Genomic DNA, 22096 nt, shown 5'->3' with positions numbered 1-22096 from the left:
TCCTTAACGCACGTCCCGAAAACCCATCATGGTTAATATAAGAAATCCATGCAAAAGGGCTAAAAATCGCCTGTCCCGTGCGGTTTGCCGGGGTCAGCGCTGCAGGAACATGGCGATGAGTGCAAAAACCACACACAAAACCGTGGCAATCCACAGGCCGGCATAGGGGGCCACGGCCTTTGGCCGCCGCCGGTCTTCGCTGACCGGCGCAGCAGATACGGCTTCCTGACGAAGCGAACGGGACGTGGCGTCGGGCATGACGGGAGTCATACAGAGACCCGCCCGCTTTGCCAAGCGCAATGCGCGCACCGGGTACACGTCGGGCACGCGTCGGCCGCTGCGGCCTTGCCGGAAGCAACCGAAGCGGGTTACGGAAAGCAAGCATGACCCTGCATATTGTCGATGAACTGATCCATGAGCGCGCGCCGAAGCTGGTGCGATCGCCAGCGTGGCCGGTGGTCAGGCCGGTGCTCTACACGGTTCTGGGGCGCAACAAGGCCGTGAGCATGGCCGATGCGATTGCCGGCATGGCGGGGCCAGAGGCGCTCGCTTACGTATCAAACCTGCTGTCGCTTGAGGTGGCCGCGCACCATCTGGACCGGCTGCCCGAAAGCGGCCGCTGCCTCATGGTTTGCAATCACCCGACCGGCATCGCCGACGGCATCGCGGTCTATGACGCCATCCTGAGGCGCCGGCCGGACGCCGTCTTCTTCGCCAATGCCGACGCCCTGCGCGTCAATCCGCGCTTTGCCGAGGCCCTGATTCCGGTGGAATGGGTCGAGGCCAAGCGGACGCGCGAAAAGACACGCCTGACCCTGCAAGGGGCGAAGGACGCGTTCGAGCGTGAACGCTGCGTGGTGATGTTCCCGGCCGGACGGCTGGCGCGGCGCAATGCGCAAAATCAATTGATCGATCCGCCCTGGGCGACGACGGTGGTTTCGCTGGCGCAGAAATATGCCGCGCCGATCGTGCCGGTCCATGTGGCCGGACCGGACAGTGTCTGGTTTCACCTGTTCAACCGCTTTTCGCAGGAACTGCGCGATATCACGCTTTTCCACGAATTGCTGAACAAGGCCGGCAAGCGCTTCGACCTGACTGTCGGGCCGCTGATCGATCCGCAGGCGGAAGGACTGGAAACCGGGCGCCTGAAAGCCTATGTCGAGTTGCAACTGCCGGAAACGCCGGATAAGGTTTTTCATGCCTGAAGCCATCGACCTTTCCCGACCAAACACCCTTCACCTGCCTGACGAAGCCGCCACGACCGCGCTGGGGACGCGCATCGCGCCGCTGCTGAAAGCCGGTGATGTCATCTACCTGCAGGGCGAGCTCGGCATGGGCAAGTCGTCCCTGGCGCGCGCAATCGTCCGTTCCCTGACAAATCCCGATCAGGACGTGCCCTCCCCCACCTTTACCCTGATGCAGACCTATGATGGCCCCGGTTTCGAGATCGCCCATCTCGATCTTTACCGGCTGAAATCACCGGAAGAATCCTACGAACTGGCGCTTGACGACGCCCTGCCGCACAGTGTCCTGCTGATCGAATGGCCGCAGCGCCTGGGGCATCTGGGCTTTGCCGACCGTCTCGATATTAACCTGACAGAGGGCCAGGCAGGTGGCCGGCAGGTTGTCATAACTCCGCGGGGGCAATTCCGATGAGCGACCGCGAAACCCTGAAACAATCCTTCCTGGCCACCCACGGTTTTGGGAATGCCGAGCGCCATGCCTTGCCGGGCGATGCCTCGACGCGTCGCTATGAACGACTGGTCTGCCCGGATGGCCCCCGCTTCATGCTGATGGACCAGCCGCCGAACGATGCCCTGCCTTGCGCCCCCGCCGATACGCCGGATGAGCGGTGCACCAAGGGCTATTTCGCCCTGGCCCGGCTGTCGGGCGGACGTCTGGAAGCCTTTGTGGCCGTGGCGCATTATCTGCGGGCGCAAGGGCTTTCCGCGCCGGAAATCATTGCGGCCGATACCGCCAATGGCCTGCTGATCAGCGAGGATCTGGGCGACAGCCTGTTTGTCTCGCTGATCGAAGAAGGCGAGGCCGAGGCGCCACTCTACCTCGCGGCCATAGAGGTTCAGGCGAAGCTGCATGAAACCACCCCGCCCGATGTGTTGGCCGGTGGCTGGCCGCTGCTGGTCTATGACGACCTAGCACTGAAAACCGGCGCGGATGTCTTTACCGAATGGTATCCGCAATATGATCGCACGATCGCACTGGGTGAAAAGGCCCTGACTGAGTGGGAATCCCTGTGGGCACCGCGCCGCAAGCGCGCCGAGGCCGGGGCCAGCGTGTTTATCCATCGTGACTTCCATGCCGAGAACCTGATCTGGCTGCCGAAACGGGAGGGCGTAGCCCGTGTCGGTCTGATCGATTTCCAGGATGCCCTGCGCGCCCATCCCGCGTGGGATTTGCTGTCCCTGCTGCAGGATGCCCGGCGCGATGTCTCTCCGGCGCTGGAAGCCCAGTGCCTCGAATACTATTTCGCGCTGCGTCCGCAGGTCGACCGGGCGGATTTCATGTGCGACTACACCGCCCTGGCGACGCTTAATGCCGCGCGCATCCTCGGCGTTTTTGCCCGCCTGGTGACGCGCGATAATAAGCCGAAATATGAAGCCTTTATCCCGCGCATGTGGGGTCACCTGAAACGCAATCTCGCCACCGAAGGCATGGAAGACCTGCGCGGCTGGTTTGTGCGCAATGGATTTGGAGAGCATCTGTGATCCCTGAAACCGCCTTTATTCTCGCCGCCGGTCTGGGCACCCGAATGCGTCCGCTCACCGATGATCGCCCTAAGGCGCTGGTCGAGGTCGGCGGTCGCACCCTGATTGATCATATGCTTGATCGGCTGAGCGCGGCGGGGGCAAAGCGGTTCGTGGTCAATATCCATTATTTCGCCGACCGGCTGGAGGCGCATCTGAGGGCGCGGACCGATCTCGATATCGTCATTTCCGATGAGCGCGACGCCCTGCTGGAAACGGGCGGCGGCCTGAAAAAGGCACGGCCCTTGCTGGGAGAGGCCCCCATCTGGGTTGCCAATATCGACAGCGTTTGGCGGGAATCCGCGCCCGACGGCACGGCGCTGAAGGCCCTCTGCGACCAATGGAATCCGGACGAGATGGACGCCGCCCTGCTGGTGACGTCGATGGAATCGAGCCACGGTTTCGATGGCGCCGGCGATTTCTTTCTGAGTGATGGCCGGCTGACGTTTCGCAATGATGCAGCGTCGGCTCCGTGGAACTATATGGGCGTCCATATCACCAAACCGCAGCTCGTCGATGATGAGCCAGACGGCGCGTTTTCCCTGTCGCGTATCTGGCGGCGGCTGGCGCCTGAAGGCCGGCTGCACGGCACAGTTTTCACCGGCGAATGGATGCACGTCGGCGATCCGGCGGCGCGTGATTTCGCCGAAGCGCGGCTTAAAGCATGAGCGGGACCGATATCTTCGCCCGGCCGGGGCCGCGCTGGTTCACCATCCCGTCCGGGCGCTGTTTTCTGGACGATCTGGCGAGCGGCATCTGCGAGGCCCTGGGTGACCGGCTATCGACCGCGCAAATCCTGACCCCGACGCGGCGCGGCGCGCGGGCCATGGCGCGGTCTTTTTCGCAACAGGCGCGCAACGACGCCCTGCTCCTGCCTCAGATACGAGCCATCGGTGATCTCGATGAGGGCGAGCCGCCATTCGATCTCGAAGCCCTGGCGCTCGATCTGCCACCGTCGCTTTCGCCCCTGCGCCGCCGCTTTGAACTGGCGCGCCTGATCACCACGGAATATGACGGGCTTGAAGGCCGCGATGTTTCGACGAAACTGGCGCTCGAACTGGCCGACAGCCTGGCCGGTTTTTTCGATTCGCTTGCCCTGGAAGAAATAGACGCCACTGAACGGCTGGAGAGCCTCGTTTCCGGCCTGGGCGGCGACCAATATGTGCTGGAAAGCTGGGCCGAGCACTGGCAGATATCGGCCAAATTCCTCAATGTGGCGGTGCGCGCCTGGCCGAAGCGCCTCGCCGAACTGGGCCTGATGGATCCATCGCAGCGGCAGGTCACCCTGATCCGGCGGCTGGTTGATCAGTGGACGGATCATCCGCCGCAAACGCCCCTGATCCTGGCCGGCTCGACCGGTTCAGCGCCATCCATGGCCGACCTGATGCACATCGTGGCCAATGCCGAACAGGGCGCCGTGGTGCTGCCGGGGCTCGATCTGCACCTCGATGAAGCGGTCTGGGCACAGATCGAGGAGTCGCACCCGCAGGGCACGATGAAGCGCACCCTGGACCGGCATGAAGTCAGCCGCGATCAGGTCCATACCTGGCCGGCCTCGATGGAGGCCGACCGAAAGGGCGATGCCCGCCGTCGCCTGCTCAATGAAGCCCTGCGCCCAGCCGAGGCCACAAAAGACTGGCTGGCCCAGATCGCCGTGCTCAAGGCCGAAGAAGGCGATACGCTCACCGAGGGCCTGAAGGGCCTGACGGAAATCCATACGGCACGCGATGAAGAGGCCGCCTCGGTCATTGCGCTTCTGATGCGCGAAGCCCTGGAAGACCCCGGCAAGGTGGTGGCGCTGATCACGCCCGATATCGCCCTGTCGCGCCGGGTGGCGGCGCGGCTGTCGCGCTGGGGCCTGCAACCGGATTCCTCAGCGGGTGAGCCACTGGCCAATACGCTGGTCGGGCGGTTCCTGCTCGATGTGCTGGCCCTGCTGGAGACGCCCCACGATCCGGTGCGCCTGCTGAGCCTGCTGGGTCACCCGTGGTGCCGCTTTGCCGATCATTTCGGTCGCTACGGGCTGGAAAGGGGCGCCCTGCGCGGCGCGGCCCCGGCCAGTATCGACAGCATAACCCACCGCCTGGTGACGCCGAATCACGAAGGTCGTGTCGATGAGGCCGCCACCGATCTGTGGGAACAATACCTCGCCTTGATCGAGCCGGCACAGGATTTTGTCTTCACCGATCTCGGCCGCTCGGTGGCCCGCATCATCGCCCTGGCGGAAAGCCTGGCTGTGGAAGATGGTCAGGTGCTGTGGTCCGGCGCGCCGGGTTTGCAAGCGTCGGAACTGCTGGCCGAACTGATCCGCGAAAGCGCCGGTTTTCCGGTCTCTGGCGTGCGCGAAGTCAGCGATATCGTGCGCCACCTGATCAATCAGGGCAAGGTGCGCACCGGCGGCAACACCCATCCGCGCCTGCTGATCCTGGGCGCCATTGAGGCGCGGCTCGTCAAGGCTGACCGGCTGATCCTGGCCGGCCTGGAAGAAGGGGTATGGCCGCAGGCGCCGGCGCTCGATCCGTTTTTATCGCGGCCAATGCGTCAGAGTCTGGGCTTGCCGACGCCGGAACGCCGCACCGGTCTTTCCGCACATGATTTCGTTCAGGCCGCCGCCGCGCCGGAGGTCTTCCTCATCACCCGCCATCGCCGCGAGGGCGAGCCGCAGGTGGCGTCGCGCTGGCTGTGGCGGCTGCAAACCCTGTGCGACGGCGCGGGCCTGAAAATCCCGACCGACGACCGCTACCTCGATTGGGCACGCGCCATGGATGCGGGTTTGGAGGTGAGGCCACCGGCACTGAAACCGGCCACCCGCCCTGCCCCCAAACCGCCAGTGGATGTGCGACCAATGTCGATGCCGGTGACGCAGGTCGAGGTGTTCGTGCGCGACCCCTACGCCATCTATGCGCGGCGGATTCTCGGCCTCAAGCCGATGGACCGCCCCAACGAACCGGTGGAGGCCCGCCAGCGGGGCACCGCCATCCACAAGAGCCTGGAACGCTTTGCCGAGAGCGGCGTGCTGGGCGATGAAGGCGTGCGCCGGCTGACGGACATGCTGGAAGAGGAACTGACGGCAACCCATCTGTCACCGGCGCAGATGGCCCTGCAAAAGCCGCTCCTGCCGGGCATGGCGCAGGAGTTCGTCGCCTTCGAGACCGCGCGCCGCGCCACCCGTCCGCGTCTGGTGATCGAGCAACAGGGCGAACTGAAACTGGCCACCGCTCTGGGGGAATTCACCCTGACGGCCAAGGCCGACCGCATCGAGGTGCGTGACGACGGCGTCGATATTCTCGATTTCAAGACCGGCCAACCGCCTTCGGCCAAGGCGGTGGCGGCGGGCTTTTACCCGCAACTGACCCTGACCGCCACCATTATCCGCCACGGCGGCTTTGCCGGCATTGCCCAGGAAAAACCAGTCGGCGAACTGCTCTATGTCCAGGTGACCCCGGACAGAACGACAACGCGCAATGCCGTGCCCAAAGGCGAGATCGCCACCGACCTGGCCGAAAAGGCGCTCGACGGTTTGCGCCGCCGGCTGGACGATTATGCCGATCCGGGCAAGCCCTATCTGTCATGGACCGCCCCGCAATACCAGAAGGTGCGCGGCGGGGATTACGACCATCTGGCGCGGCTCTATGAATGGAGCGTGCTGGGCGACGAGGAAACGTCCGACGAGGAGGTTTCGGAATGAATGCGCAAAACCCGAATGCCCAGAATATAGCGGCCGATCCGAAAGCCTCAGCTTTCCTGACTGCCAATGCCGGATCGGGCAAGACCTCTACCCTGGTCAATCGCGTGGCCCGCCTGCTGCTGAATGGCGCCAAGCCGGAGCGCATCCTGTGCGTCACCTATACCAAGGCCGCCGCCGCCGAAATGCAGGAGCGCCTGTTCGATCAACTCGGCAAGTGGGCGATCCGCAGCGACGACGACCTGCGCGCCGACCTGGAACGCATCGACGAATCGCCGCACGACCTGGCCCGCGCGCGCGCGCTGTTCGCCAGGGCGCTGGAAACGCCGGGCGGTTTGAAAATCCAGACCCTGCACGGCTTCTGCGAAAAGCTGCTGCGCCGCTTTCCGCTGGAGGCCGGGCTTTCCCCTGCCTTCCAGGTGCTGGATGACCTGGTCGGCGGCGAACTGGCAGCCAAGGCGTCCGCCGAATTGCTGACCCTTGAGGCGGCGGAATTTCGCGCCACCACGGAAGCGCGCGACCGTTTGATCCGTAAACTGAAGGTTTCCGGCTTCGAGCGGCTGCTGTCCCAGTTCATCCACCAGCATGATGATCTCAAGGCGGCGTTCGAGGCCCTGATGGCACGGCAAAAAAACTGGGCACTCGGCATTTACCAGAGCCTGGGGCTGGAAGAACTGACCTCACCGGATGAGGTTATTTCCGATTATGAAAACAGCCTTTACTGGCCGGGGATAGAAGACCTGGCCCGCTCGATGGCGACGACGGACGGCGCCTACAACCAGAAGACCGGCGCCAAATTGCTGGCCGTGATCGAGGCGCATAATGCCGGGCGTTTCGATATCCACGACTGGTACAAGTGCTTCTATACCGACAAGGGCACTTTCAGCAGCCATACCTATTCCGGCAAGGCCAGCGAGGCGGACAAACAGGAACTGCATCGCCTGGCCGAAGCCGTACCGGGCGTAATGGACCGCCAACGGGCGGCGGAAATCGCCGGCAATACGCTCGATGCCCTTCTGCTCTTCCATGCCTTCAGCAACATCTACCAGAGCCGCAAGAGCAGCGAAGGCGCGCTCGATTTCCAGGACCTGATCAACAAGGCGAAGAACTTATTGTCCCGTGGCGACATGGCAAGCTGGGTGCTGTTCAAGCTTGATGGCGGGCTGGAACATATCCTGGTCGACGAGGCGCAGGATACCTCGGAAGACCAGTGGGTGATTGTCAAATCCCTGGCCGAGGATTTCTTCAGCGGGCTTGGTCAGCTTGGGGGTCAGGTCAGAGACGCGCAGCTTCGTACGGTCTTTGCCGTCGGGGATGAAAAGCAGTCGATCTACGGTTTTCAGGGCGCGAGGCCGGACAAGTTCGCCGAGGCGCGCCAGTATTTCATCGGCCGGGCCGTCGCGGCAGGGCAAAGCCCGCGTGTGCCGGAACTGATCCTCTCCTATCGCACCCTCCCGGAAATCCTCGGTTTCGTCGATGCGGTCTATGATGCGCAGGATCTCTCCCACGCCCTGACGCTCGATTATAACCACGTCATCACCCACGAAGCTTTCCGCCTCAAGGAAAAGGGCCTGGTCGAGCTGTGGCCGCAGGTTCAGCCGATCGATGCGCCGGAGGTGACGGCGGATGATGTCGATATCGCGCCGGTCGATGCCGGGGCGCGTGATCCGGCTGCGAAGCGTCTGGCGAAGCAACTGGCGGCGACCATCCGCAGCGAGATCGAGGCCGGCCGCGTGGTTTTCAGCAAGACCGGCGAGCCCCGGCCGCTTCATGCCGGCGACGTGCTGATCCTGGTGCGCAAGCGCGACGCCCTGTTTGAGCATATCATCCGTGAACTGAAGATGGCCGGCGTGCCGGTTTCCGGCGCCGACCGGCTGAAGCTGGGCGACCATATCGCCTTCCAGGATCTGCGCGCCCTGATGCGTTTTTGTTTGCAGCCGAATGACAACCTTTCCCTGGCTTGTGTGCTGCGCTCGCCGCTGTGCGACCTGAGCGAGGACGATCTCTACACCCTGGCGCAGGGCCGCGAGGGCACGCTGTGGGGACGCCTGCGCGATCACCCAGAGACGGAGGGCCGCTTTGCCGAGGCACGAGCCTTCCTTCACTGGGCGCTGGCAACGGCGCGTGATCAGACGACGTTCGATTTCCTGGCGCGGGTGCTAAATCGCCGCGATGGTGGGGGCCGTTCGATCAAGCAGCGTTTCCTGACGCGTTTGGGCGACGAATGCGAAGATGTGCTGGAAGAAACCCTGGCCCTGGCGCTGAAGGGCGAAGGCATTGGGCTCAATGGTCTTTCCGCCTGCCTGGATCTGTTCGAATTCCGGGCGGCGCAGATCAAGCGCGAACAGGAGGAAGACGGCCGCAGTGTGCGGGTCATGACCGTTCATGGCTCCAAAGGGCTGGAAGCGCCGTGGGTCATCCTGCCGATCGGGCCGCAGCACACCAGCGCCAGCAAGGACGACCTGCTGCTAAGGGGCGAGAATGGCAACCTCTTCCTATGCGCCAATGGCCACAAAGGCGATACCGCCGGCATCAGCGAAATCCGCGCAGCCAAATCCCTGAAGGACGAACAGGAGGGCCTGCGCCTGCTTTACGTGGCCCTGACGCGCGCCCGCGACCGCCTGACGCTTTGCGGCTATGCCGGGAAAAAGACGCCGAAAGGCATTGCCTTCGATCCGTGGTATGATCTGCTGTGCAACGCTTTTGATAAGCTGGAACACAGCGTGGAGGCCATGCCGCTGAAGGCGCCCTTCGATGACCTGGAACAGGCCCAAACCGCCGTGATCCGGCTTTATGGCCAGCGTTCGGCAACCCTGGCGGCCGAAGCCGCGATCACGCCGCCGGAGGTTATTTTGCCGGATTTCGTCACCCGGATCGTGGCTCAGGCCGAGGTCGATCTCGAACGTGGCCGCGAACGCTGGGCGGCGATTTCGCAGATGGGCGACGAGGACCGCGAAGACGAAGAACGTGCCCCCTCGCCGCTGGAATCACAAAATGGCCTGGGTCGGTATCGCCGCGGCAATCTGATCCACAAGCTGTTTGAAATCCTGCCCGATATCGCTCCGGATAAGCGTGGTGATGTGGCGGCGCGTTATCTCGATCGTCAGCCCGATCTCAATGCCAGCCAGCGCCGTGAAATGGCCGGAGCGGTGATGAGCGTGCTGACTGATCCGCGCTTTACCGAAGCCTTCGGACCGGACTCCCGGCCAGAAGTGGCGTTGGCCGGGAGTATCGGCCGCAGCGCACGGGGCGACGCCATCATGCTGTCCGGCCGGATCGACCGCCTGGTGGTGACGCCGGATCGCGTGGTGATCATCGATTACAAGTCCAATCGTCCGGCGCCCGATCACGCGGAAGACGCTGCCATCGCCTATCAGCGCCAGATGGCCGGCTATGTCGCCCTACTGCGCCAGATCTATCCGCAAAAGACGGTGGAGGCGGCGCTTTTGTGGACCGACGGGCCAAGATTGACGCCCTTAAGTGAGGCTTTAGTAAATCTCAGGCTTGGCGAAATTTTGAATCGTTGATTTTGCGTCCCATAACCCCTACTTATAGCCCTGACACTATAGCAACGTCTGTCGCGCGTTTTTCCCCAAGCGACCTGAGGATTAAAATCCATGGCTACGCACAAGATCACCGACGAAAGCTTTGAAGCCGACGTTCTGAAGTCCGATACGCCGGTCCTGGTCGATTTCTGGGCCGAATGGTGCGGCCCCTGTAAGCAGATCGCGCCGATCCTGGAAGAGCTGGCCGATGGCTTGGGCGGCAAGGTGAAGATCGCCAAGCTCAATATCGAGGACTCGCCGATGACCCCGTCGCGCTTCGGCGTGCGCGGCATCCCGACCATGATGCTGTTCAAGAATGGCCAGATGACCTCCATGAAGGTCGGCGCCATGCCCAAGGCGAAGCTGGTCGAATGGCTCGGCGAAAACGAAATCGCCTGAGATCGGCTGATCGGAGAATTTAAGCCCGTTGTGGAAACGCAGCGGGTTTTTTTTATTGGAGCTCCGGCGATAGCGGTAGCGTGAGATTGGCCCTGAACATCTGTGCAATCTGTGAATCAAAAAGCAGACATTAACGCTTGTTACAACGTCGGCAAGGAAGGGTATCCACAGATTAGACAGATATTCCTGATCACCTCACGCTACCGCTATCGTCAGGACCAGACGGCATGACTCCCCCCTCTCCCCACTTGTGGGGAGAGGACGAGAGACGAGCGCAGCGAAGGCGATCGGGTGAGGGGCGTATCTAATGAACAAAAACCCTCACCCGACGTTCTACGGCCAAGGCTTGCGCCTTAACCTGCTCGTTGTCCTCTCCCCATAATCATGGGTAGAGGGAAGGGGAGTTCATGTCATTGAGACGGATGTCTAGCGAGGCCATGTGTCTTCCGAGAGCGCCAGGCAATCGCCGACCAGATAGAGCGAGCCGCAGATCAGCACCCGGACCGGCTCTGGCGGCAACGATTTGATGGCGGCGAGCGGGCTTGCGGCCACGCTGGCTTCCAGGCCCTTGCCTTGCGCGGCGGTGGCCAATTCGACCGGAGGGATGGCGGCGTCGCTGCTGAAGCCGACACAGTGGATATGCGCCTCAAGCCCCGCGAAATGTCCGAAGAATTCGCCGGCATCCTTGGTATTGATCAGTCCACAGATTAAATACAGAGGCTTGGGGTCGCGTGCCTGCTGACGGTCGATAAAATCGCGCAGGGCCCGCGCCGCATGGGGATTATGCCCGCCATCAAGCCACAGTTCGGATGCGGTATTACCCAGCGCCTCATACAAAGGGCCGGCCCGCAATGCCTGCAAACGGCCCGGCCATTGCGCGGATTTCAGGCCGGCTTCGATAGCCTCCGTGGAGAGGCCCAGCATTAGCGCAGCCTTGATGGCCAGTCCGGCGTTTTCAATCTGGTGTGCGCCGGCCAGCGCCGGCAGAGGCAGGTCATAAAGCGCATCTTCGTCCTGGAAAATGAGCCGGTCGCCTTCGCGCCAGACGTCTATGCCCTGGCCCATGCTGGTGAGGGAAATGCTGTGTTTCAGCGCCTGCCATTCCAGTGCCTGGGCCGCTTCGTCCGGTTGGCGGGCGCTCAGGGCTGGTGTGCCGCGCTTGAAAATGCCGGCCTTCTGGCGAGCGATCGTCGACAGGTCATTGCCGAGGAAAGCCTGATGGTCGTAATCGATCGGGGTGATGATCGTCAGCTTCGGATGCGCGATGATATTGGTGGCGTCGAGCCGGCCGCCGAGACCGGTTTCCAGCAGCAGCAGGTCGGCGGGTGTTTCCGAGAAGGCCAGAAAAGCGGCGGCGGTGGTCGATTCGAAGAAGGTTAAGGGCGCGCCGGCATTGGCAGTCTCGACGCGGCTTAAGGTATAGGCAAGGTAATCCTCGTCGATCAGGGTGCCGGCCAGGCGGATGCGTTCGGCGAAATGCACCAGATGCGGCGAGGTGTAGACATGGACGCGCAAGCCCTGCGCTTCGGCCATAGCGCGAAGCAAGGCGATGGTCGACCCCTTGCCGTTGGTGCCGGCGACATGAACGACCAGCGGCAGCCTGTCCTGCGGTAGCGCCAGTGCTTCGCAGACGCGCAGCATCCGGTCGAGATTGAGGTCAATCAGCTTGGGATGCAGGGCTTTCAGGCGTTCAAGCGGCGCGTCGAAGGGGAGAAGGCGGTCGGTCATGGGGCGGTTATAGAGAAAAGCAAGATGCCCCACCACCCCCTTCGCTACGCTCGGCGGTCCCCCTCCCCATCAAAGATGGGGAGGTATAAGAAGCGCATTATCTATACCTCCCCGACTTGTTGGGGAGGGGGACCGTCCGGCGAAGCCTTTAGGCGGAGACGGATGGTGGTGGGGTATCTTGCTTACTATCCTTGTCCGGCCGCCGGATCAGCCATGCGATCGCCGCGCAAATGCCAGACCAGGCGCCGAATATTGCTGCGGCCTGCCAGCGTCCGCCTTCACCCAGAGGGCCGAGGCCGCCGAAAAGGCCACCACACAGGACACCTGCCGCACAGTAGGATATAATCCCCCGCTTTCCGTAGCCATTTTGTGCTGTAGCATACAATAGGCAGTGGCTGAGCAGGCCGACAGGCACCATTAGCACCAGAACCCGAACGCTCAACATAATTACGATGGCACCAAAACTTTCAAAAGCTTCGGTTTGCCCCATGAAAACCTGTTGCATGAGGCCGGTACAAGCCAGCATGACGACTGTGCCGCCAAAGGCGCCCGCCAAAAGGGCGATAATTGTTCTGACTATGCGAAGGAGGTTCATAGCTGACTATCAGATGCAACTGAGACGGCACTTCTATCGTCCCAATCCGGTCGGCGGATCAGCCAGAAAATAGAGCCTAGCAGCACTCCAAAAACCAAGCCTTTCATGAGGCTGAATGGCTCAAAAATATCCAAACGAAAATTTTCATAGTTCAGGAACGTAGCTATAGTACACTGTAAATAGACAGAAAATATTATGGATACGACAAAGGCAAAAAAGCCGATATTTGAGAGTGCTCCATTCAGGCCCAGCTTTTGAAGTGTAAATTGTATAGGCAAGCCGACAATCACGACATGAAACAGTATCGCAAAGAACCCTAGCCCAAACGCCCAAAAAACGACTCCAATTGAGCCGATAGGGTTAAGCCTGAAAAAATACAAACAATATGCGGATACGAGGAGACCACCAATCAAGGCGCTGCCAAAAGTGGCAGCCAAAGATTTATCTATTCTTCGCCAAGTGCTCTGCTTCATGCCCCTTCCCCCGTCACTCAAAAGTAACTTATGTCATGGGGTGTGGGGTCTGTGACCCCACAACTTGCATTTCAAATAAAAAATCCGACCAAATGGCCGGATTTTTTATTTGAAGGAACAGGCTTGCGGCCGCAGGCCCCAAACCCCATAACCTAGGCCGCCTTGCGCTTGCCACTCATCAGCATCGACATCAGCGCGCCCAGCACTTCCGGCAGTTCGGAACGCGACACGACACGATCGACCATGCCTTTTTCGACCAGAAATTCCGAGCGCTGGAAGCCTTCCGGCAGTTTTTCGCGGATGGTGGTCTCGATCACGCGCGGGCCGGCGAAGCAGATCAGCGCCCCAGGTTCGGCCAGGTGGATATCACCCAGCATGGCATAGGAGGCGGTGACGCCGCCGGTGGTCGGGTCGGTCAGCACCACGAGATAGGGCAGTTGCGCCTTCTTCAGCTCCTGGATGGCGAGCGTCGTGCGGGCCATCTGCATCAGCGACAGCGCGCCTTCCTGCATCCGCGCGCCCCCGGCGGCGGTAAAGGCGACCAGCGGCACCTTGCGTTCCACGGCGGCCTTGGCGGCGGCGATAAAGCCTTCACCAGCGGCCATGCCGAGTGACCCGCCCATAAAGGCGAAATCCTGAACGAGCACAATGCAATCGACGCCCTGCACCTTGCCGTAGCCGATGGCCATGACATCACGTTCGCCGGTGGCGTTACGGGCGGCCTTCAGGCGATCCTTGTAGGGCTTGCCATCAGAGAAATGCAGCGGATCTTCAACCACTTCCGGGGTCGGCAGGCTCTCGAACTGGCCGTCATCGAAGGTGAATTTCATGCGCGCCTTGGGGCCGATACGCATATGCCGGCCGGATGGCGTCACCCACAGGGCAGCTTCCAGGTCGGAGCGATAAATCATGTCGCCGGTATCGGGGTCTTTCACCCACAGGTTTTCCGGCGTTTCGCGCTTGCTGCCGACGAAATTGGAGATGCCGGGGGCGATCTTGGACAGCCAGTTGCCCCGTTCGCGGCGCTCGGCGGATTTTGCGGCGGGGGGCAATTTGGGGCCCTTGTCGGACTTGTCAGCCATAGCCATACGTCATCTTACTCCGGTTACACCTGTTTTGCCCTTTGGGCCGCCAGCCGAGCAGAATGGACAGCGTCTGCCAAAATGGCGGCCTTTTCCAGCACATTCGTGCGGTTCGGGTTATTTTCTGGTAAATTTTTCGTTTGCGCCAATGCCGCGATCTCGTCCACCAAAGCCGAACCGACAACGGCCGCATCGGCAATGCGCGCCACGCTGGCCGCGCTTTCCGGCGTGCGGATACCGAAGCCCACGGCCACCGGCAGCTTGGCCGCTTCGCGTACCCTGGCCACCTGGTCGGCGATGGCATCGGCATCGACGGCCTTGACGCCGGTGACGCCCGCCACCGAGACATAATAGATGAACCCGCGTGTGCGCCGGACAATGGTTTGCAGGCGGCTGGCATCCGTGGTCGGGGTCGCCAGGCGGATCAGGGCGATATCGTTGGCATCGAGCGCATCGGTCAGCTCTTCGGCCTCTTCCGGCGGGCAGTCCACAACAATGAGCCCGTCGGCGCCGGCTTCCGAAGCGCTCTGGGCAAAGCGCTCATAGCCGAGGAATTCGACCGGGTTCATATAGCCCATCAGGATGATCGGCGTGTCCTGGTCGATCTCGCGGAAACGCTTCACCAGCATGAAGACATCGCGCAGCTTGGTGCCGGCGGCGAGGCTGCGTTCAGCGGCGCGCTGGATAGTTGGGCCCTCGGCCATCGGGTCAGAGAAGGGGAAGCCCAGTTCGATGATATCGGCGCCAGCGGCGGGCAGGCCCTTCAATATCTCGAACGTGGTTTCCAGATCGGGATCACCGGCCATGATATAGGCGATGAAGGCGGATTTGTTTTGCGCTTTCAGGTCGGCGAAGCGCTTGTCGATACGGGCCACACTCATGATAACAGACTCGCTCCCGCTTCACCCATGTGCTTGGCGACCGTGGCGATATCCTTGTCGCCGCGGCCGGAGAGATTAAGCACCACGATCCCGCCCTTGCCGACTTCTTTCGCCAGTTCGCCGACACGCGCGATGGCGTGCGAGGATTCGAGCGCGGGGATGATGCCCTCCAGCTTGCATGTCAGGGCGAAAGCGGCGAGCGCTTCCTCGTCAGTGGTGGTCACGTATCTGGCGCGGCCGATATCGAAGAGGTAGGCGTGTTCCGGCCCGATGCCCGGATAGTCGAGGCCGGCCGAGATTGAATGGCCTTCGAGGATCTGGCCGTCGTCGTCCTGAAGCAGATAGGTGCGGTTGCCGTGCAGCACGCCGGGGCGGCCGCCATTCAGCGAAGAGGCATGGCCGTTATAGACATCGAGCCCGTGACCCGCCGCTTCGACGCCGACCAGCTTGACCGTGTCGTAATCGATGAACGGATGGAACATGCCGATGGCGTTCGATCCGCCGCCGACGCAGGCGATGACGGCATCCGGCAGGCGGCCTTCCATTTCGAGAATTTGCGTGCGGGTTTCCTTGCCGATGACGGTCTGGAATTCGCGCACCATCTCCGGATAGGGGTGCATACCGGCGGCGGTGCCGATCATGTAATAGGTGTCGTGAACATTGGTCACCCAGTCGCGCAGGGCCTCGTTCATGGCGTCCTTGAGCGTGCCCTGGCCATTAGTGACCGGAGACACCGTGGTGCCGAGAAGCTGCATCCGGAAGACGTTCGGTTTTTGGCGCTCCACATCCGTGGCGCCCATATAGACGGTACAGGGCAGGTCAAAGCGGGCGCAGACCGTGGCCGAAGCAACGCCGTGCTGGCCGGCGCCGGTTTCGGCGATGATGCGCGTGCGGCCCATGCGTTTGGCCAACAGGATCTGGCCGATGCAGTTGTTGATCTTGTGCGCGCCGGTGTGGTTCAGCTCTTCGCGCTTGAAATAGATCTTGGCGCCGCCGAAGTGCTCGGTCATGCGCTCGGCGAAATAGAGCGGCGACGGCCGGCCGACGAAATGCGTCATCAGGCTGTGATATTCGGCCCAGAATGTTTCGTCACTCTTGGCGTCATGCCAGGCTTGCGTCAGTTCCAGGACCAGCGGCATCAGGGTTTCGGGGACATAAAGCCCACCGAACTGGCCAAACCGGCCTTTCGCGTCCGGCTGGCTGTAGCTGTTTCTGAGAACGGGATCGCTCACCGTGGAAATTCCTCTGTAAAAATGACTCCAAACGCTGTTTGCGTTTGGCAAGCACGACCGTGCGCCCGAGCTTTTGCGAGGCAAGCCCCGCGGCGTTTGAGCGCACAGAGATGTGCCTTATAGAGATTTTGCGGCGCGAAGGAAGCCCGAAATCAGCGCATTGTCCTTCACGCCGGGTGCGGATTCGACACCGGATGAGATATCCAGCATTTGCGCACCGGACTCTTTTACGGCGGCGGCGACGGTTTCGGATGACAGCCCGCCGGCCAAAAACCACGGTTTGGCTGCGGCGTGATGACGCATAAGCGTCCAGTCAAAGCTCAGGCCCAGGCCGCCCGGCAGGGCCGCGTCCTTCGGCGGCTTGGCATCAAACATCATATATTCGACATACGGCTCATAGAGGTACGCCTCATCGAGGTCGCTTTTTTCGCTGACGCTGATCGCCTTTATCAAGGGCAAATGGGTTAACGCGGCAATTTCGGCCACGCGCTGCGGCGTCTCCTTGCCATGCAGCTGGATCAGGTCTGGCTTCACCTCGTCCCGGAGCGTTTCCAGCAGGTCATTTTCCGGATTGACGACAACGCTGACAAGCGGAATGGTAGCGTTAACGCCACGAATCGCCGACATCAGGTCTTTCATGGCGTTGAGCGTCAAATGGCGCGGACTTTTGGCGAAATGGATAAAGCCCAAAAAGTCAGCGCTGTCATTGATCGCGGCGATTGCCGCATCGATTGTCCGAATTCCGCAAATTTTTACCGCAGGCGGCATAAAAAGACCTCTATTTGGCATTGTTTTGGACAGATGCTTTAGTAAAAATCAAGATTTGGAAGTTAATTTCCAGACTTAATTAAGCCGGCCCACAAAAATAAAAAGGCCGGATATAAAAATAAGAAGATAGGGCAAGGAAATTATGACGGATTACGTGTTGCTGAGCGATATCAGTAATGGCAGCTATCTTAAGCTGGCCATGGCGCGGCGTGGCGAACGCCCGCGAGAATCGACTCATTACGCCTGTAACAGCCTTGAAAGCTATAAGACAGCTATTTCCGACTTTCTGGAAGCGCAGGACAAGCCGCGACTGGCCGGCGCGGCCATTTCGGCCGCGGGCTGGGAACGCGGCGGAGTCATTCAGCTCCCCAATCATGGCTTTTCGATCGACCGTGCAGACATGCGCGGCTTTCTCGATACGCCGCGCATCAACCTGGTCAATGATTTCGTCGCCAAGGCCCTGGCCATTCCGCGCCTGCACGGCAATGAATGTGAAAAAATCTGCGGCGGCGATGCTGTTGAAGAGCAGGTCATCGCCGTGATCGGCCCGCACAATGGCCTGGGCATGTCGGCCCTGGTGCCGGACGGCATGGGCGGCTGGACGGCCATGCCGACCGAGGGCGGCCATTCTGACCTGGCCCCGACCTCGGATATCGAAGAAGCCGTCCTGCGCGTGCTGATCGACAAGTACGGCCATGTGTCGCGCGAGCGCGTGATCTCCATTCCCGGCGTGGCCGATATCTGGGCCGCACTGGCGCAGATTGAAGGCGATGATGCCAGGGCGCCGTCCATCGAGGAAATTATCGCCCTCGCCTCGACCGGCGATCCGCGCGGCAAACAGGCGATTGACCTCAGCATGGGCTGGTTCGCCGCCATGGCCTCGGACGTGGCCCTGATCCTGGGGGCGCGCGGCGGCGTCTATCTGGCCGGCGACCTGCTCGACATGATCGGCGACCTGTTCGATGTTGACGCCTTTGTCCGGCGTTACAGCGACAAGGGCCGCCTGAGTAATTATGTGTCGGAGATTCCGGTCTACCGGACCCTGGCGCCGGATATGGAGATTATCGGCCTGGCTACTCTCTTTGATTAGCCGCCGCAGGATTCACGGATCACCAGTTGCGTCGGGATACGCGTCATCTCGACGGGCTCATTATCGATCAGCGCCGCCAGGGTATCAACCAGAACCCGCGCGGCGGTGGTCGTATCCTGCCGGACGGTCGACAAAGTCGGGTTGATGCATGTGCAGGCCCACAGGTCATCGAAGCCCATGACGGATACGTCCTTTGGCACGTTCAGGCCGCGCTTTTGCAGGGACTGGATGGCGCCGATGGCCAGCAGGTCGGTCACGGCAAAGACGGCATCGAAGGCCACGCCCTCATCGAGCAGGCGATCGATCGCCGCTGCGCCTTCCTCACGTGAGATAAAGCAGTCGATCGCCAGTCGTGGATCGGGCGTCAGACCGGCCTCGGCGTGGGCGCGCTGGTAGCCCTTGTAGCGCTCGAAAAATTCTGAATGGGCTTCGGATGCCTCACCCAGAAAGACAATGCGCTTGCGGCCCAGTTTGATCAGGTGCGCCACCGCCTCGTGCGCGCCCTCCTCATTCTGCGAGCCGATGAACAGGTTGGGCGTTTCCGGCATGACCGGCCCGAAGACCACCCAGGGCTCGCCCACCTTGGCCAGCACGGCTACCTTGCGGAGATAGGATTCGAAATCGCGGTAGCCCAAAAAAATAATGCCGTCGGCACGGCGGGAAAAGCCATAATCAGCGCCCCAGTCGGCATCGGCCTTTTGCAGCGACATCAGCACATCCACGCCCTTGGCATTGGCGTAATCGAGGATCGAACCGATCAACGGCAGGAAGAACGGATTGATGCGGTTATCGGAATGATCGAGGTCTTCGGACACCAGCACGGCGATGGTGTTGATCTTCTTCGAGCGCAGCTTCCGCGCATTGATATCGACCGTATAGTTGAGCTGAGCGGCGGCATCGAAGACGCGCTGGCGCACCGCCTCGCTGACCGAGGAGGCGCCCGAAAGCGCCCGTGATACGGTGGCCTGCGAGACACCGGCAAGGGCGGCAATATCAAAGGAGGTAGGACGTTTCATCGTGTGACTTTTGTTATTTTATCGGATCATTACATGATCCGACAATCACTCCAAGCTCACAATTTCATTTGATTTTTAACGCCGGATAAAGAGACCGAGCACGCTTAGGTGAAACTCTTTCAGCAGAGTGCAAAGTTTCATGCCAAAGCGCGTCACATACTGTGCATTTATTCAGAAAAGTGGGGCCATCTTCGAACGTTGCTATACGCTCGAAACGGTCAAAAGGCGCATGATATCCAACTCGGCAATGCTCACATAACTTATTTCTGAAAAACCACATCTCACCACCCCATTAGATGTTGCAACAAGGTCAAGGCCGATTTCAGACAAAATCCCCCTTCCCTGTCATTAAGTTAAATGCAGTATGGCCATTGGCTAAAATGAGCAAGTGTACCTTTAGTCCACATAATCGCGCATGATCTCCTCCACCCAGTCCATGAAGGCGCGGACCCGGCGGGCCTGGTGACGGCGGCGGGGATAGACCATGGCGACCGGCAGGGGTTCAGCCTCATATTGCCGCAGAATTTCCACCAGCCGGCCCTCCGCGACATGGTGTCGATTGCCGGTGCGCGGGGATTGCAAAATGCCTAGCCCCGCCAGGGCGGCCGCACTGAAGGCTTCGGTGTTATTGACCGTTATGCGCCCCGGCATATCCACGACCCTGTATTCATCGCCATCGCGGTATTCGAAACCGAACGGCCGCGCGCCGAGTGTCAGGGCATAATGGATCAGGTGATGGTCCTTCAGGTCATCAAGCGTCTTGGGTTCGCCATGCCGTTCCAGATAGGCCGGACTGGCGTAGTTTCCCATGTGCATCAGGCCGAGCGATCGCGTCATCAGGGCGGAATCGCTCAGAGCCCCGACGCGGATCACACAATCGAACCCCTCCGCCACCACATCCACCCGCCGGTCGGTGCAGGAAAGCTCGATCTCCAGCCCCGGATGCCGATCGAGGAATTCCGGCAGGCGCGGCACGAGGAAATTGCGCGCCAGGCTGACCGGCATATCGACGCGCAGGGCGCCGGTCAGTTCGCTTTTCTGCTCGAACATCGAATCCAGTTCGTCGAGCTCCGCCAGCACCTCGCGGCAGCGCTCGTAATAGGCGTGCCCGTCATGGGTAAGCTGCACCTTGCGCGTGGTGCGGTAAAGAAGCTGGACCTTGAGATGGGCTTCCAACTGGCTGATGGCCTGCGAAGCGCTCGATTTCGGCAGGCCCAGCGACAGCGCCGCCGCCGTGAAGCTTTGCAGCTCCGCGACCCGGACAAACAGGGACATGGCCTCAACGCGATTCATTGTTCATAAAATCCGAATAGTGATGTTTGATTTAGTAAATTTATCATCGAAATAAAAAACAGTACACAGTTCTTGGCCAATCTAAGGAGATTCCCATGACCAACAAGATCGCCCTCATTACCGGCGGCAGCCGGGGCCTCGGCCGCAACATGGCGCATCACCTCGCCGCCAAAGGCACCGGCATCCTCTTTACCTATCGTGAGCGCAGGGACGAGGCTGACAGCCTGATCGAAGAGCTGAAGCTTATGGGCCGCAAGGCCGTAGCCTTGCCACTCGATACCGGCGTTTCGGCCAGCTTTCCCGCCTTTGCCGCGCAGGTGAAGGATGCCCTGCAAACCCGCTGGGGCCGCGACGATTTCGATTTCCTGATCAATAATGCCGGCATGGCGCTTTACGCGCCTTTTACCGAGGTCACCGAGGCGCAGTTCGACGGCATCATCAATGTCCACTTCAAGGGCGTTGTCTTCCTGACGCAAGCCCTGCTGCCGCTGATCAAGGACGGCGGCCGCATCCTCAACCTGTCATCGGGCCTGGCGCGATTCAGCTATCCGGGTTCGAGCATTTACGGCGCCACCAAGGCGGCCATCGATGCCCTGACGCGCTACATGGCGCTGGAACTGGGACCGCGCCGCATCACAGTCAACGCCATCGCGCCGGGGGCGATCGAGACCGATTTCGGCGGCGGCCGCGTGCGCGATAATGCCGATATCAATGCCGCCATCGCCAAACAGACGCCGCTGGGCCGCGTCGGCCTGCCGGACGATATCGGTGGCGCGGTGGCGCTGCTGCTGTCGGACGAAGCCGGGTGGATCAATGGCCAGCGCATCGAGGTCGCCGGCGGGATTCATGCGTAATTGGCATGCTTGATGTTTCAGCTTCCCTACTTATTGTAGGGAGGCATTTTTAATACAACAAAAACCGATCTCTCCCCTTGATAAACAGGTGCGTTACTATATCGGTCAACTAAAATTTGTTACAAGGGAATTTTCTATGAATGGTAAATGCACAAAAGTTGTCGATACGCCGCAAGACGTTAATTTGTTGGCATTTCTATCCAAGCTTACCGAGTTAAGCCACGAAACAGGGATTGGCATAGCATTACCAACCGAACTCTTCATTATGGAACCAGACGATATAGCTTTTTCCTATGTTTGCGATAGTGAGGGAAAAATGTTTTTAGCCTAAACGCACCGTTAGACCGCTATTTGGAAGAGGTATACTTATATCGGGATCAACACCTTTAGTTCGGCGTAATTCATCAAGCACGTGCTGGGCATCAAGGGTTTGCCCTACAAGCTGTTGTGAGGCAAATCGAGGATTTTCCACTTGCTTGGCACGATATACGATAAGTGACTTCGCCTCACCGGATATTACACGTTGAGATAACGCCCGCATGTAATACATATTAGGGCGTAAACCCATAAACGGGATTCCCATTTAGAACTGATCGTGATTCAAGGCTTCCGGTGAACAGGGAGCCTTTTTCATGACGCGTCGCCGCTACGAGTTGACCGATACAGAATGGGATGTCATCGCGCCTTTGT

21 protein-coding genes are annotated in these 22096 nt (G+C 60.6%); 11 read left to right on the top strand and 10 right to left on the bottom strand.

Translation table 11 applies throughout. The features are described 5' to 3' along the window. Nucleotides 1-93: 93 nt before the first annotated feature. Nucleotides 94-258 (bottom strand): hypothetical protein, encoded by a 165-nt coding sequence (locus ACTHND_RS10780; RefSeq protein WP_440177946.1) that lies wholly within the window; start codon nt 256-258, stop codon nt 94-96. A gap of 125 nt (nt 259-383) precedes the next feature. Here ACTHND_RS10780 and ACTHND_RS10775 point away from each other — a divergent pair, with 125 nt between their 5' ends. From ACTHND_RS10775 to trxA, 7 genes are all read left to right on the top strand, one after another. Continuing rightward, nucleotides 384-1205, top strand: coding sequence for a GNAT family N-acetyltransferase (locus tag ACTHND_RS10775; protein WP_440177945.1), 822 nt, complete (start codon nt 384-386; stop codon nt 1203-1205). Continuing rightward, the gene (tsaE, locus tag ACTHND_RS10770) at nt 1198-1656 is read left to right on the top strand and encodes a tRNA (adenosine(37)-N6)-threonylcarbamoyltransferase complex ATPase subunit type 1 TsaE (protein ID WP_440177944.1); all 459 of its coding nucleotides are present in this window, start codon (nt 1198-1200) and stop codon (nt 1654-1656) included. Before ACTHND_RS10775 ends, tsaE begins: the two co-directional genes overlap by 8 nt. Beyond that, entirely contained in the window at nt 1653-2726 is a 1074-nt protein-coding gene (gene amgK, locus ACTHND_RS10765; protein ID WP_440177943.1) for an N-acetylmuramate/N-acetylglucosamine kinase AmgK, read from the top strand. The genes tsaE and amgK overlap by 4 nt, the downstream gene beginning before the upstream one ends. Further along, a complete protein-coding gene (gene murU / locus ACTHND_RS10760; RefSeq protein ID WP_440177942.1) occupies nt 2723-3433 on the top strand; it encodes an N-acetylmuramate alpha-1-phosphate uridylyltransferase MurU in 711 nt (236 codons plus the stop codon). The genes amgK and murU overlap by 4 nt, the downstream gene beginning before the upstream one ends. Then, entirely contained in the window at nt 3430-6453 is a 3024-nt protein-coding gene (gene addB, locus ACTHND_RS10755) for a double-strand break repair protein AddB (protein WP_440177941.1), read from the top strand. Before murU ends, addB begins: the two co-directional genes overlap by 4 nt. After that, nucleotides 6450-9977 carry a double-strand break repair helicase AddA gene (addA, locus tag ACTHND_RS10750; RefSeq protein ID WP_440177940.1) on the top strand — a complete coding sequence of 1176 codons (3528 nt, stop codon included), beginning with the start codon at nt 6450-6452 and terminating at the stop codon, nt 9975-9977. Before addB ends, addA begins: the two co-directional genes overlap by 4 nt. A 90-nt stretch (nt 9978-10067) precedes the next feature. Next, nucleotides 10068-10394, top strand: coding sequence for a thioredoxin (gene trxA, locus ACTHND_RS10745; RefSeq protein WP_090646889.1), 327 nt, complete (start codon nt 10068-10070; stop codon nt 10392-10394). Between the two features lie 426 nt (nt 10395-10820). On the opposite strand, the gene ACTHND_RS10740 is transcribed toward trxA, so the two are convergent. From ACTHND_RS10740 to ACTHND_RS10710, 7 genes are all read right to left on the bottom strand, one after another. Next, complete coding sequence (locus tag ACTHND_RS10740) at nt 10821-12122, bottom strand: bifunctional folylpolyglutamate synthase/dihydrofolate synthase (protein ID WP_440177939.1); 1302 nt, start codon at nt 12120-12122, stop codon at nt 10821-10823. 148 nt (nt 12123-12270) lie between these two features. Continuing rightward, nucleotides 12271-12717 (bottom strand): hypothetical protein, encoded by a 447-nt coding sequence (locus ACTHND_RS10735; RefSeq protein ID WP_440177938.1) that lies wholly within the window; start codon nt 12715-12717, stop codon nt 12271-12273. After that, on the bottom strand, nt 12714-13190 hold the full coding sequence (locus tag ACTHND_RS10730) for a hypothetical protein (protein WP_440177937.1): 477 nt from the start codon (nt 13188-13190) through the stop codon (nt 12714-12716). The genes ACTHND_RS10735 and ACTHND_RS10730 overlap by 4 nt, the downstream gene beginning before the upstream one ends. Nucleotides 13191-13342: 152 nt before the next feature. Beyond that, a complete protein-coding gene (locus ACTHND_RS10725) occupies nt 13343-14278 on the bottom strand; it encodes an acetyl-CoA carboxylase carboxyltransferase subunit beta (protein WP_440177936.1) in 936 nt (311 codons plus the stop codon). Between the two features lie 17 nt (nt 14279-14295). Next, nucleotides 14296-15153 carry a tryptophan synthase subunit alpha gene (gene trpA, locus ACTHND_RS10720; RefSeq protein WP_440177935.1) on the bottom strand — a complete coding sequence of 286 codons (858 nt, stop codon included), beginning with the start codon at nt 15151-15153 and terminating at the stop codon, nt 14296-14298. Beyond that, complete coding sequence (gene trpB, locus ACTHND_RS10715; protein WP_440177934.1) at nt 15150-16385, bottom strand: tryptophan synthase subunit beta; 1236 nt, start codon at nt 16383-16385, stop codon at nt 15150-15152. Before trpB ends, trpA begins: the two co-directional genes overlap by 4 nt. Before the next feature lie 117 nt (nt 16386-16502). Next, the gene (locus ACTHND_RS10710; RefSeq protein WP_440177988.1) at nt 16503-17096 is read right to left on the bottom strand and encodes a phosphoribosylanthranilate isomerase; all 594 of its coding nucleotides are present in this window, start codon (nt 17094-17096) and stop codon (nt 16503-16505) included. Between ACTHND_RS10710 and ACTHND_RS10705 the strand changes: the two genes are divergently transcribed. Together ACTHND_RS10705 and ACTHND_RS10700 are read left to right on the top strand one after the other, a co-directional pair. Further along, nucleotides 17023-17232 (top strand): hypothetical protein, encoded by a 210-nt coding sequence (locus ACTHND_RS10705; RefSeq protein ID WP_440177989.1) that lies wholly within the window; start codon nt 17023-17025, stop codon nt 17230-17232. The genes ACTHND_RS10710 and ACTHND_RS10705 overlap by 74 nt on opposite strands. Before the next feature lie 63 nt (nt 17233-17295). Further along, on the top strand, nt 17296-18243 hold the full coding sequence (locus tag ACTHND_RS10700) for a glucokinase (RefSeq protein WP_440177933.1): 948 nt from the start codon (nt 17296-17298) through the stop codon (nt 18241-18243). On the opposite strand, the gene ACTHND_RS10695 is transcribed toward ACTHND_RS10700, so the two are convergent. Together ACTHND_RS10695 and ACTHND_RS10690 are read right to left on the bottom strand one after the other, a co-directional pair. Further along, nucleotides 18240-19259, bottom strand: a complete 1020-nt coding sequence (locus tag ACTHND_RS10695; protein WP_440177932.1) for a LacI family DNA-binding transcriptional regulator — start codon at nt 19257-19259, stop codon at nt 18240-18242. The genes ACTHND_RS10700 and ACTHND_RS10695 overlap by 4 nt on opposite strands. A 396-nt stretch (nt 19260-19655) precedes the next feature. Next, on the bottom strand, nt 19656-20552 hold the full coding sequence (locus ACTHND_RS10690) for a LysR family transcriptional regulator (protein WP_440177931.1): 897 nt from the start codon (nt 20550-20552) through the stop codon (nt 19656-19658). 95 nt (nt 20553-20647) lie between these two features. Here ACTHND_RS10690 and ACTHND_RS10685 point away from each other — a divergent pair, with 95 nt between their 5' ends. Both ACTHND_RS10685 and ACTHND_RS10680 read left to right on the top strand, forming a co-directional pair. Next, nucleotides 20648-21406 (top strand): SDR family NAD(P)-dependent oxidoreductase, encoded by a 759-nt coding sequence (locus tag ACTHND_RS10685; RefSeq protein WP_440177930.1) that lies wholly within the window; start codon nt 20648-20650, stop codon nt 21404-21406. Between the two features lie 88 nt (nt 21407-21494). Then, nucleotides 21495-21737 carry a hypothetical protein gene (locus ACTHND_RS10680; RefSeq protein WP_440177929.1) on the top strand — a complete coding sequence of 81 codons (243 nt, stop codon included), beginning with the start codon at nt 21495-21497 and terminating at the stop codon, nt 21735-21737. Nucleotides 21738-22096: the final 359 nt, after the last annotated feature.

The organism is Asticcacaulis sp., from assembly GCF_051954415.1.
In the GTDB taxonomy this organism is placed as follows: Bacteria; Pseudomonadota; Alphaproteobacteria; order Caulobacterales; family Caulobacteraceae; genus Asticcacaulis.
The sequence above is the reverse complement of the archived record's forward strand: the minus strand, read 5'-3'. Positions and strand labels throughout refer to the sequence as shown.